Below are 13,090 nucleotides of genomic sequence, written 5' to 3'. Positions count from 1 at the left end.
CGAATATATAAAAAAAAGGGACGCATAAATGCATCCCTCTTTAATATAATTTTGAACTTAGCTGCTGAAATATGCTCTTACATTCTTTCCTTCAATCCAGTTCATATACGCTTTGTTAACAACCTTGTTTCCACCAGGTGTTGGATAATCACCCGAGAAGTACCAATCACCTTTATGGTCCGGACAAGCTTTGTGTAAATTATCCAATGTTTGGTAAACTACTTCAAGCTCTGCCTTTAGGTGGTGAGGTCTTACAATACGAGCAATTTCTTCTGAGATCTCTTCATCCGTAAACGGTGCGTAGACCGCTTTAACATAATTCTCGATCTCATGAACATCTTGGGTCATTGACAACACACATTTTTGATAAACTTCATCAATAATATGTGCCATACCACGTTGTTTGAGGAGATTAATTGCCGCTTCGAATGCGACAAACTCACCCATACGTGACATATCAATACCGTAACAATCTGGGTAACGAATTTGCGGGGCAGAAGAAACAATCACAATTTTTTTCGGATTCAAACGATCCAGGATCGTCAAGATACTTTGTTTCAACGTTGTTCCTCTAACGATCGAATCGTCAATGGCAACGATGGTATCTTCATGATCTTTTACAATACCGTAAGTCGTATCGTATACATGTTGTACCATATCGGTACGGTCCGCATCTTGTGTAATGAAGGTACGCAGTTTAGCATCCTTTACGTTGAGTTTTTCAAAACGAGGTTTGATACTCAAGATTTCATCTAACTCCTCATCAGAAATCTTTTCTGAACGATTTAATAGCGTCTCTTTTTGAAAATCCCGAACGTAGGCATTGATACCATCCATTAGGCCATAGTAAGATACTTCGGCTGTATTTGGAATAAACGAGAATACGGTATTTTTGATGTTATTTTTGACAGATTCCAATACCTGAGGCACCAGTAATCTTCCTAATTCTTTACGTTCTTGATAGATATCAGCATCTGATCCACGCGAGAAGTAGATCCGTTCGAAAGAGCAAGAACGTTGTTCTACGGGTTGTCTAAACATCTCTTGGGATACAGTACCATCTTTTTTAGCGATCAGGGCATGACCTGGTTTAATTTCCTTTACAGCACCAATAGGAATATTGAATGCAGTTTGGATGACCGGTCTTTCCGATGCTACCACTAAGATCTCCTCATCCTGATAATAAAACGCAGGACGGATACCCGCTGGGTCGCGCATCACAAAAGCATCACCATGACCAAAGATACCTGCGATGGTGTAACCGCCATCCCACGTTTTGGCCGAACGCTTCAATATTTTGGTAACATCAATATTTTTAGCAATCAGCGAGCTGATCTCAATATTAGAATGACCTTCTTTTTTGAATTGATCGAACAGATCTTGGTTCTCATCATCCAAGAAATGGCCAATTTTTTCCAAAACGGTTACGGTATCCGCTTTTTCTTTTGGATGTTGTCCCAACTCGTATAACTGTTGCAACAATTCGTCCACATTGGTCATGTTGAAGTTACCCGCTACCACCAAATTACGAGACATCCAATTGTTTTGTCTCAAAAATGGGTGACAGCTTTCGATACTGTTCTTTCCATGCGTTCCATAGCGCAAATGTCCTAAAAGTACTTCCCCCGTAAAACTTACGTTATCTTTTAACCATTGCGTATCTTTTGACTCCTCTGGAAATGCTTTCTGAACAGAAGCAAATTTTTTCTGTACATATTCGAATATGTCTGCCACAGCAGTTGAGCCCATAGCTCTGTAACGCGAAATGTAACGATTTCCAGGTTTTACATCAAATTTAATGGTTGCAATTCCAGCCCCGTCTTGTCCACGGTTGTGCTGTTTTTCCATTAATAGGTACAATTTGTTGATGCCATAAAATGGCGTACCATATTTTTCCTGATAATAAGATAAGGGTTTTAACAGGCGAATTAGTGCGATTCCGCACTCGTGTTTAATAGCGTCGCTCATATCTTGATTTGATGTCGCAAAAATAAGAATTATTTAGCACTTAGCGATCGCCCCGCTCACTTTTTCCGCAATAAAATTACAGTGAATAGACAGAGACTCTTTGAGATAGTCACTGAGAACCTATTGAGCAATAAAAACAGGTACTTTCACTGCATGCCGCAGCTTGTTAACTGTCTCACCAAAAACAAAATCCTTCAGCCCATTATGTCCATGACTGCCTACAACTAACAGATCAGCTTTATAGTTTTCACAAATTTCAGCAATGCACTTGATCCGGTTATTGTAACCTAATTCATATTCCGTCTGATGTCCTTTGGACAAGAGAAAGTCTGCATACAATTTCAGTCGTTCCAAATCCTGACGCGATTCAAAATCATCTGTCGAATCTCCGGTATACTTTACCGATGCACTCTCAACAATATGTACAACCACAAAAGAAGTATCCTCGTGCGAAAGCTGTAAAGCATATTGGATTACTTTCTGATCTGAATTTGAGAAATCCAATGCAATCACTACTTTCTTAAAAGAGCCCTTATGCTCAAAATGCAAAGCCTCAAATGGTGGGTGCACCTCCAGCTCCGTTGGTTTTGATTTAAGTAAAATAGGGTATAATACGGTCATCATCAATAAGGCAAACAAGCCCACTGCGCCCAAGATCAATAATACGGTTACTACAATATTGTTGGCCTCACCAATCCAGCCGACCACTTCGTCGTATACTAATTTAAAATTCAAAACAGCGATAATGGCCGCGATCAGCCAGGCCGCTACTTTCGTTAACGGTTTAATGGCAAAAGTGCCCATCTTGCCTTTATCGCTCACAAAATGGATCAACGGGATGACGGCAAAAGCGAGCTGCATACTCAAGATCACCTGACTAAAGATCAGCAGCTGACCAACGCGACCTTCACCCGAAATGAGTATCACCAATACAGCCGGGATAATAGCCAAAAGCCGCGTTATAATCCTCCGCAAGGTCGGACTAATCCGCAAGCGAAGGTATCCCTCCATCACAATCTGTCCAGCTAGGGTTCCCGTCACCGTTGAGCTCTGTCCGGCAAGAATCAAGGCAACAGCAAACAATTTTGAGGCCCATTCCGTTCCAAGAAGGTTGCCCAATAGGTGATAAGCATCTTCAAGCTCGGCCACGTCATGCATACCGTTCTTGTGAAAAACAGAGGCTGCAAGAATCAATATTGCCGCATTCACCAAAAAGGCCAGGTTCAAGGCGATGGCACTATCCCAAAAGTTATACTTGAGCGATTTTCGGATAGAAACCTCATTCCTGTCAATTTTTCGCGTTTGCACCAGGGCCGAATGCAGATACAGGTTATGCGGCATGACGGTTGCACCTATAATTCCTATGGCAATATATAATGCAGCGCTATTCGGGATACTGGGGATAAATCCGGTGGCTACCTCTGCAAAATCAGGTTTCGCCAAAAACATTTCTACCATGAAACACATGCCAATAAGCGCGATAAGTCCGATGATAAAGAGTTCCATTTTTCGCATCCCCAGCTTCTGCAGATAGAGCAGCAAGAAGGTATCTGCAAAACTGATCATTACTCCCCAAAGCAAATCGATTCCAAAAAGGAGGTTAAGACCGATTGCCATTCCCAAAACCTCCGCCAGATCACAGGCTGCTATTGCAATTTCAGCAAGCACATAGAGCACAAAATTCATCCGTTTAGGATAGGTCTCTCTGTTACACTGCGCAAGGTCTTTACCGCGTACAATACCTAGGCGCGCGCATAGATTCTGTAACACCAGCGCCATGATATTACTCATCAACAGCACCCAAATCAGGGTATAGCCAAATTGGCTTCCTCCAGCAAGATCGGTAGCCCAGTTGCCTGGATCCATATACCCCACGCTAATGAGATAAGCTGGACCAAAGAAACTAAGTATCTTCTTAAATTTGGATTTCCCTTGATTGACATCGACACTTTCATGGATATCAGATAGGGATTTATGATGAGATTCGTCGTAATGCATAAAGTACTATAAGTGCAATATCGTGTATTGTCAGCCTTAAAGATAAAAAGCTTTACATTATTAGGCAATTAAACCGCGATATTATTAGAATTTAAATGCCAGCTGGCCAGAATTTTCCTTCGATTGGTTGCCAAATTGGATAAAATCGATGATCTCGTACTGACCTAAATCAGGCTTATACTGCCGCACATGAACGCCCTTGCACATAAAGCTCAGATCGACAGACCGCAACTGTTCTTTTGCGATTTCAAGCTGCTCTGGCTCCAGACGTCGCCCAATCGAAATATGGGGTTCGTCGCTAATCTCGATCAAATCAAACTCCGTCAATGTTTGAACAACCTTCCGCGCCCGGTCCTTGAGATAACTCCGGGCGTGCACAGTTGGTGCAATATAGAAAGCACCACCCGCAAATGATGAAAAATGATCGAAATAAACATACTGACTACGCTCATAGACCAAAGTCTCCTGCAAAGCCTCAATAGCCATTGTCAGTTTACACGCATCTGCTTCAAAAGCACATATCGTTACATGAGCTTTGGAATTGCAACTGGGATACCAGCCTTTGTTTTTGTCGGGAAGCAGTTCGGCTAACGATGCACGTAATCGCCGCTTCAAGCCATCTACCAAGACAATACCAGCTTCATCAGGCTGAAAAACAAACGAATATTTATTGACACTACCCTCCATAACAAAAATCAGTTTCCGATCAGTAGGTAAGATAATAAATACAGTGGAGATAACAAAACCGAAACCTAAGCAAAGCCAATGAAATACTACCACCCGATGCCGTAATCCTCCCCATTGTTGCTGCTGCCGCCCCAAAGTGTACGTTGCTGCTGATCGAAATAAATCGCATTGATAGGTCCACTGGTACGATCGCCGAGCTGAATGCTATACCCCATTTTCTTCAATTGTTCAATAATTGCTGGAGCGGTATTTTTGTCCAATAGCAGGCTACCTGAGCGCGGTTTTCGATCATCGGTCTTTGTTCCTCCCAGCGATAGCCAAAGCTGATTACTGTTGATATTGGCCGCCTCGCTGGCTTGTTGTGGCGTCATACCAAACTCGACCATATTCAAGAAAAATTGCAGTAAATTCTGATCCTGAGTATCTCCGCCCTGCACGGCAAAAGAAAGGTAAGGTTTTCCGTTTTTCAAAGCCATCGAAGGGGTGAGCGTTACACGCGGTCTTTTGCCTGGCTCGACCACATTGAACGGGTTAATCAACGAATCTAAGACAAAACTCTGTAGGCGCTGACTCATGCCCACCCCAGTATTCCCGGCAATACAGGCAGGAAGCCAACCTCCACTCGGTGTGATCGAAACGACCCAACCTTCTTCATCCGCCGCTTCAACACTTGTGGTACCCCGTAATAAACGGTCAACATAGGCACTATCCACCGCTAAAGAGGCCAAAAGAGCTGTTTTTGGCAATTCCGTTAGCAACGAACTTGAGCGTGCGTCATGTTTAGGGACAAAATCATTTTTCAGCTCCGCATGTGGTGTAAACTCCTGCTTACGCTGCTCCAATAACGGAAGATAAGGATTCTGTTTCCCTTCATAGGGATAAGGATCTCCGGGAAGTACATTCGGGTTATTTCGCTTAAGGTCAATTGTTGCAGCTCTCGCCTTCGCATAAGACTCATGTAATAGGCCTTGAATAGGTGTCTTCGGTTTACCGTAGGGATCACCATAATAAAAATCCCGATCGGCAAAGGCTAAGTTCATAACCTGATAGAGTGTATGAATATAAGAAGCAGAATTATAACCCATGGCCTTTAGGTCAAAGTTTTTTAACATTTGCAGGCTCTGTAGCATGGCTGGCCCCTGTGCCCATTCTTGTAATTTATACACGTCAACGCCCTTATAATTGACGTGCAATGGTTCCTCCTCAATAGGTTTCCAATTGGCCAAGTCTGCTTTCGTGATTAAGCCACCTTGCTCCTTACTGCCACGGACAAATTCATCTGCAATATCGCCGGTATAAAACCGGTCGTAGGCAGCCATGATTGCGGCTTTCCTATCTTTTCCCGCTGCTAGGGCCTTCTTTTCGGCTTCTACCAATTTGGACAGGGTCTTATGCAGATCCTGCTGTACAAAAACCTCTCCCGCCTCGGGAGCTTCCCAGGATTTCCCTTCATGTACTAAAAATACCTTTTTACTGTAGGACCATTCTTTAATGCGGTCTTTACCCCGCTCTATACTCGTTGCTGTTTGTGCATCAATGGGATAACCCGCAGCCATTTCAAGAGCAGGAGCCAATACCTCTGCAAGACTTTTCGTTCCATAATGAGCCAACATATAGCACAATCCGCCGGGCGTACCCGGAGTAACCGCAGCAAGGGGGCCATATTCAGGTGGAAATTCATAGCCCTTTGACCTAAAAAAATCAACTGTCGCTCCACTGGGTGCTACCCCCAAGGCATTTATGGCAATAACCTTCTTTAATTTCGGATGATAAATTAAGGCCTGCGTCTCTCCGCCCCAACTCAAAACATCCCACATCGTACAGGTTGCTGCGAGCATGGCACAAGCAGCGTCCACCGCATTTCCGCCTTGTTGGAATAGTTGGGCACCCGCTGTTGCCGCCAAGGGCTTACCCGTAATAGCCATCCAATGTTTTCCATGTAAAGGTGGTTTCTGTGTGCGCTGAGCTGAACTCAGCATCGGCATACCGGTAGTAAGTAATCCAAATATCGTCGTCAGTAGCAGGGTACTTCTTCTTTTCATAGCAGCAATCTTTCGTTAAGCAATGGTTTTAGTTAAACCAAGATAGGTATTTTTAAAACAAACAAAAAACTCCTATCAACCGAGATTGATAGGAGTTTTTAAAATCTTATTTGCTATTGGATTACCAATAAATAGAATATAATGCTGTAACCAATAGCGCTACGATCAATGCAATGACCAAAAACGCCCGGTGTGGTTTAAACATCGTGGTATCAACTTCCAATCCAGCTGGCACGACACCACGCTTATTGTCGACAATACTGATGAGAATCATACCGATAATACAGATCACGAAGACGAATCCCATTCTATCCAAAAATGGAATTTCGTAGACTCCTGTTGTTGGATTTGGAACAGAGAAACCTGTCGATGACAAGAATGACAGATCGACCCAATCCGGCAATTTTTTGAAGATGATGGAGAAAATAAAACCTCCAATTGTTGCAAACAAAGCCGCATTTGAAGTTGCTTTCTTCCAGAAGAATCCTAAAATGAACATCGCAAAAATACCTGGAGATACAAAACCCGTATATTCTTGAATATATTGGAATCCACCTTTTTTATCAATACCCAAATGTGGAGCAATCAGCACACCCAAGATCATGGCAACCACAACAGTCAGCTTGCCGATATTGACCAATTTCTTATCCGATGCTTCTGTATTGAATACTTTTTTATAAATATCCAAGGAGAAGATTGTCGCGATACTGTTTGCTTTACCTGCCAAAGAAGCGACCACTGCAGCTGTTAATGCCGCAAAAGACAAGCCTTTTAAACCTGCTGGCAATAAATTCAACAAAACTGGATAAGCATGATCCGGGTTTACCTCACCATGTTGCATCATTTCATTTTGGAACAAGCCATCTTTCCACATGACATAGGCTGCAATACCCGGCAACACAACAATGATAGGCATTAATAACTTCAGAAATGCTGCAAACAAGATACCGTTTCTCGCGGTTTTCAAATCTGCTCCAAGCGCGCGTTGCGTGATGTATTGATTACATCCCCAGTAGTTCAAATTAACGATCCACATACCGCCAATCAATACGGTTAGCCCCGGTAAATCGAGATAGTTCTCGTTTTTACGATCCAGAATCATATGGAAGTGGTCGGAAGCTTTTTCGGTCATCAAGTGATAGCCTTCCAATACTCCTGATCCACCATAGTGCTCTGAAACGAGGTTCAAGGCTAGGTAAGTGGTCGCCAAACCACCCAATACCAAAAAGAAAACCTGAATAATATCCGTATAACCGATTACTTTCATTCCTCCCAATGTAATGATCACAGCAAAAATCGCAATGGCATACATGCAGGCTTCCAGACTGATACCGGAAATACTACTTACAGCAATGGCTCCCAAATAGAGGATGGATGTCAAATTAACGACAACATACAGCAATAACCAGAAAACGGCCATGATCATCGCAACAGTTCCATTATATCGTTTATGGAGAAATTGTGGCATCGTAAAGATCTTGTTCTTTAAGTATACCGGGATAAAAAATACCGCAACGACAATCAGTGTAATGGCAGCCATCCACTCGTAAGTTGCAATCGCCAATCCCATCTTAAATCCGGAACCGCTCATACCGATAAATTGCTCGGCCGAAATATTGGATGCAATAAGTGAGGCTCCGATAGCCCACCACGTCAATGACCCCTCAGCCAAAAAATAGTCTTTGGAACCTACAGATTCAGATTTCTTGCGATAATACACCCATAATCCGTAACCTGCTACAATAACAAAGTAGATCAGGAAAACGATGTAATCTTTTGTGCTTAAATAATTATTCATGTATTGGTAATTGGTTTAATTTGATCGCCTAATATAGAAATATTTTTAGAACTATATATATCTATTGACCAAATTTTCTAAATACTCCTGTTTACCACTGATGGTTTTAGGCTCACCCAATTCCACTGCTAAATCCCTTAAGTTTTCCAAAGTTAATTTACGATCTTCAAACGATGCGCCATGACCTGCGTCAAACGAAGCATAACGGTCTGTCCGAATTTTTTTGTAGTCCGAGTCCTGCAGGATACGATCTGCCGTAATTAGAGCGCGTGCAAAAAGATCCATCCCACCAATATGTGCATAAAACAGATCTTCAGGATCTGTCGAATTCCGGCGGATTTTGGCATCAAAGTTCACACCGCCCCCTTGGAAACCACCACCTTCTAAAATAATCAACATGGCTTCGGTCAATTCATTGATGTCATTCGGAAATTGATCCGTATCCCATCCATTTTGATAATCACCGCGGTTAGCATCAATGGAGCCCAATTTACCTGCATCTACAGCAACCTGTAGCTCATGCTGAAACGTATGTCCGGCCAATGTCGCATGGTTTACCTCTAAATTTAATTTAAAATCTTCCAAAAGATTATACTGACGCAGGAAGCCCAGCACAGTAGCCGCATCATAATCGTATTGATGTTTTGTAGGCTCACATGGTTTCGGCTCGATAAAGAAAGTTCCTTTAAAACCATTTTTGCGGGCATAATCCTTGGCCATATGTAAAAACTGTGCAAGATGTTCCTGCTCACGCTTCATATTGGTATTTAAAAGGCTCATATACCCCTCTCTTCCACCCCAGAAAACATAATTTTCACCACCAAGAGCAATCGTTGCGTCCAAAGCTGCCTTGACCTGTGCTCCACCATGTGCAAGAACATGAAAATCAGGGTTAGTTGCAGCTCCATTCATATAGCGTTTATGGCTAAAAAGGTTGGCTGTTCCCCAAAGCAATTTTATACCGCTTTCCTTTTGTTTTTCCTTCGCATAATCAACGATAGTTGACAGACGTTTTTCATTTTCAACCACATTATCCGAGTAATCAATTAAGTCCACATCATGAAAGCAATAATAGGGGATATTTATTTTACTAATAAATTCAAATGCTGCATCCATTTTATCTTTTGCCCTCGTGATTACGTCGTTGCTTTCATCCCATGGAAATTGATGTGTCGGTCCGCCAAATGGATCAGATCCGTTACCGTTGAAAGAATGCCAGTATGAACAGGCAAATTTAAAATACTCTTCCATGGTCTTGCCACCAACAATTTGTTTTGGATTATAATAACGGAAAGCCAATGGATTTGTGCTGTCTTTTCCTTCGAATTGAATTTGGCCAACGCCTTTGAAAAATTCCTTTTTCCCTTTAATAATATTCATCTTATTTGTTATTTATTTGTTTGTTTAATAATTCCTTCCATTGCTGATAGTGCTCCTCATATTGCACTACAAATTGAGGTTCCACTGTATAAACAGGTTTCAAAGAACGAAAAGCTTCTGTAAAATCGTCATAATACCCACTTCCTATACCTGCTCCAAGAGCGGCTCCAATACTCCCGTCGTGATTGAAGATCTCCACAGGAACGTTTGTTGCCCCCACAAATGACTCCCTAAAAACGGAGCTCAAGAATAAATTTGCATACCCCGCACGAATCATATTTGGATACAAATTGTTTTCACGCATGATATCCAGGCCATAGCGGAAGGCATAGGCAATCCCTTCCTGTATAGCGCGTAAAATATCGCTTGTCTCATGTCTGTTCAAATCTATCGCTGTAATTGATGCCCCCACTGTTTGGTTATTGAGCATGCGTTCGGCGCCATTGCCGAATGGGACAACCTGTAATCCTTTGCTACCAATAGGTGATGCGCCGGCTAGTGCATTAATCTGTTCATAGGATAAATCACGCCCCAGTAACCTTCTGCCCCAACTATTCATAATACCGGTCCCATTGATACAGAGCAATACCCCTGTACGGATATCATCCTCGCGATAATTGACGTGTGCAAATGTATTGACGCGCGATTCACGGTCTGCAATCAACTGGTCGCTCACCCCATAGATAACCCCTGAAGTGCCCGCGGTCGCGGCAACTTCCCCGGGTTGAAGGACATTGAGGGAAAGTGCGTTATTGGGCTGATCACCAGCTTTATAATTGATAGTCACTGTGCCAGAGAGGCCAAGCTCCTCGGCAACAGCTGTTTTAATCTGTCCATGGGTCGAAAACACGGGTAAGATCTCAGGAATAAGATGATCCTCAAAGCCATAATAATCCATGATGGTATCCGACAGCTTATTGTTTTTGAAATCCCAAAATATTCCCTCAGACAAGGCTGATATGGAAGTTGTCACCTGTCCCGAAAGTTTCATGGCGATAAAATCGCCCGGCAGCATGATCTTATCTATTTTTTCATAGATCGCCGGTTCATTAGCCTTCACCCAAGCCAGCTTAGACGCCGTAAAATTCCCCGGAGAATTCAAGTGATGGCTCAGATTAAAAGATCTTCCGATTTCATCGAAAGCAGCATTCCCTATTTCTACAGCCCTGCTATCGCACCAGATAATTGCATTTCGCAACACGTTCTGATCTTTATCGACGATAACTAAGCCGTGCATCTGATAGGCAATACCAATGGCGGAAATCGCTTTGGGATCGTATAACCCTAACGCATTTGCCTTCAATAAAGCCTGTTTAAAGTAGTCCCACCAATCGAGCGGGTTTTGTTCAGCCCAATTGGGCTCCACCGTTATAATGGGAGCTTCTACGTCCGGATATTGCACCGAGCAAACCTTGCGTTGCGAAGATGCCTCAACAATCGAAACCTTTACGGAAGAAGTACCTACGTCTATACCTAATAAATACATGGTAATTAATTGAAACTGGTTATTTTAAAACAAAGGCGGAAACAAACATTGCAACCGGTTGCATAAAAGTAGGATATGTTTCTGAATTATCAAAATATTAAATAAAATTATTTACTTTGGAGCGTGAATAAAAAAACGACAATTTACGATATTGCCCGTGCGCTTGGAGTGACAGTCTCTACCGTATCGCGCGCATTGAATAATGTGCCTACGATCAGCGAGGCGACACGCAAGCTTGTGCTTGATAAAGCAAAGGAATTAAATTATAGTGTCAATAAGCTAGCGTCCTCCCTTTCCTCGGGCAAGTCCAATACAATTGGAGTCATCGTACCGACCATGCAAATTCATTTTTTTGCAGAGGCGGTACATAGTATTGAAAAAGAGTTAAAAAAACACAATTATAGTCTATTGCTTTATCAATCGAATGAATCTTTTGAGGATGAAGTTAATGGCGTGAAGACTTTACTGGAAGCCCAGGTGGACGGCATTATTGCTTCGTTGTCGCTAGAAACGCAGGAAACCCAGCATTTTCAGGAAGTGATCAATCAGCGCAAATGTTTGGTTATTTTTGACCGTACGCATAAAAATATTCCTGCTCCCGTGGTCAAACTTGATGATTTTAAAGCAGGCTACCTCGCAACACAGCATTTACTTGAACAGGGCTACAAAAATATTGCCTTTATCACAACGGATAAAGAAATAGCGATTTTTCAGGATCGTTTCCATGGTTTCGAAGCCGCCCTAAAAGACGCGCAGATTTCTCCGCAGAAGGACTTTATTATTCGCGGCGACTTATCCATTGAAGCCGGTATCAAAGGAACCGAACAGATTCTAAAATCTGCAATCCAACCTGACGCCTTTATTGGTGGCGATGACTTTACAGCTGTCGGGATAATACAAGCATTAAAAACTGCAAATATTGCTATTCCAACAACTGGTGTGATCGGTTTTGCAAACCAGACCTTTTCTTCTTTTATCACGCCCACACTGTCAAGTATCGACCAGCAGGCCAACAAAATGGGCGAAGAATGTGCTAAGCTCTTTCTGAAAATGGTCAAACAAAAAAGTCCATACGAAGCAATCGAACAGATTGTTCTTGACCCTATATTGATAAAAAGAAAATCTACCAATAGAATAGACAAATAATCAGTACCTTTGCCTAAATTTATTTAAATGCAAGCCCGGCAGAAATTTAGGATAATAAGCATCTGTTTATTATTTGTCATTCAGGCCCTTTTTTTAGTGGCCATCTTTGTAGAAAACACACATTCTTATATTGTATTGGCTTTTATCGGCCTACTGTCCTTACTGATCTTATACAGTTACCTCAAGTCGCCCATTCATCATCACAGGCATGAATATGAATCGATTAAAATTGCTATTTGGGTACCTGTAGGAGCGATTGCATCCTACTATTTCAATCAGATTTTCGGTTTGGGCCCTGTGTTGGGCGCAGCACTGACAGGTACCATCGCCTCGTTCATTCCCAATATCAACAAAAATTCAAGCTATCTACCCCACCTTCCGGCAGCAATTTATTGCGGTGCATTTGTAGGGATGTCCAATGCGCAGGTGGCGCATGGGTTCTCTTTTATTTTAGCAGCCAGTATTTTTACAGCGATCTATCTGATTGTATCGAAAAGTTTATTAAATGGTGTCGTCGGTAAACTAGGCACATTGGCCTTTCTTGGTGTTTCACTGACTTACCTCCTTTTATATATTTTTAAGTAA

At 42.3% G+C, this 13,090-nt stretch carries 9 protein-coding genes; 2 read left to right on the top strand and 7 right to left on the bottom strand.

What is annotated here, in order from left to right; all coding sequences use genetic code 11:
- Window positions 1–57: 57 nt before the first annotated feature.
- The 7 genes from B4Z47_RS19295 to B4Z47_RS19265 all read right to left on the bottom strand — a co-directional run bounded on the left by B4Z47_RS19295 (window position 58) and on the right by B4Z47_RS19265 (window position 11,359).
- Complete coding sequence (locus B4Z47_RS19295) at window positions 58–1,968, bottom strand: class II glutamine amidotransferase (RefSeq protein ID WP_286727734.1); 1,911 nt, start codon at window positions 1,966–1,968, stop codon at window positions 58–60.
- Window positions 1,969–2,088: 120 nt separating this feature from the next.
- On the bottom strand, window positions 2,089–3,966 hold the full coding sequence (locus B4Z47_RS19290; protein ID WP_286727733.1) for an Nramp family divalent metal transporter: 1,878 nt from the start codon (window positions 3,964–3,966) through the stop codon (window positions 2,089–2,091).
- An 84-nt stretch (window positions 3,967–4,050) separates the two neighbouring features.
- Window positions 4,051–4,653 carry a 2'-5' RNA ligase family protein gene (locus tag B4Z47_RS19285; RefSeq protein ID WP_115047425.1) on the bottom strand — a complete coding sequence of 201 codons (603 nt, stop codon included), beginning with the start codon at window positions 4,651–4,653 and terminating at the stop codon, window positions 4,051–4,053.
- Between the two features lie 86 nt (window positions 4,654–4,739).
- On the bottom strand, window positions 4,740–6,695 hold the full coding sequence (locus tag B4Z47_RS19280; protein ID WP_286727732.1) for a gamma-glutamyltransferase family protein: 1,956 nt from the start codon (window positions 6,693–6,695) through the stop codon (window positions 4,740–4,742).
- Between the two features lie 121 nt (window positions 6,696–6,816).
- Window positions 6,817–8,493: a sodium/sugar symporter gene (locus tag B4Z47_RS19275; protein WP_115047423.1), complete on the bottom strand. Its 1,677-nt coding sequence runs from the start codon at window positions 8,491–8,493 to the stop codon at window positions 6,817–6,819.
- Window positions 8,494–8,544: 51 nt separating this feature from the next.
- Window positions 8,545–9,873 carry a xylose isomerase gene (xylA, locus tag B4Z47_RS19270; RefSeq protein ID WP_112375762.1) on the bottom strand — a complete coding sequence of 443 codons (1,329 nt, stop codon included), beginning with the start codon at window positions 9,871–9,873 and terminating at the stop codon, window positions 8,545–8,547.
- Between the two features lies 1 nt (window position 9,874).
- Complete coding sequence (locus B4Z47_RS19265; RefSeq protein ID WP_286727731.1) at window positions 9,875–11,359, bottom strand: xylulokinase; 1,485 nt, start codon at window positions 11,357–11,359, stop codon at window positions 9,875–9,877.
- A 123-nt stretch (window positions 11,360–11,482) separates the two neighbouring features.
- On the opposite strand from B4Z47_RS19265, the gene B4Z47_RS19260 reads away from it, so the two are divergent.
- Window positions 11,483–12,505 carry a LacI family DNA-binding transcriptional regulator gene (locus B4Z47_RS19260; protein WP_070563701.1) on the top strand — a complete coding sequence of 341 codons (1,023 nt, stop codon included), beginning with the start codon at window positions 11,483–11,485 and terminating at the stop codon, window positions 12,503–12,505.
- 96 nt (window positions 12,506–12,601) lie between these two features.
- On the top strand, window positions 12,602–13,090 hold the full coding sequence (locus tag B4Z47_RS19255; protein ID WP_286727730.1) for a hypothetical protein: 489 nt from the start codon (window positions 12,602–12,604) through the stop codon (window positions 13,088–13,090).

Origin of the sequence: Sphingobacterium sp. UBA2610 (assembly GCF_002339225.1) — a bacterium.
GTDB lineage: Bacteria > Bacteroidota > Bacteroidia > Sphingobacteriales > Sphingobacteriaceae > Sphingobacterium > Sphingobacterium multivorum.
The sequence above is the reverse complement of the archived record's forward strand: the minus strand, read 5'-3'. Positions and strand labels throughout refer to the sequence as shown.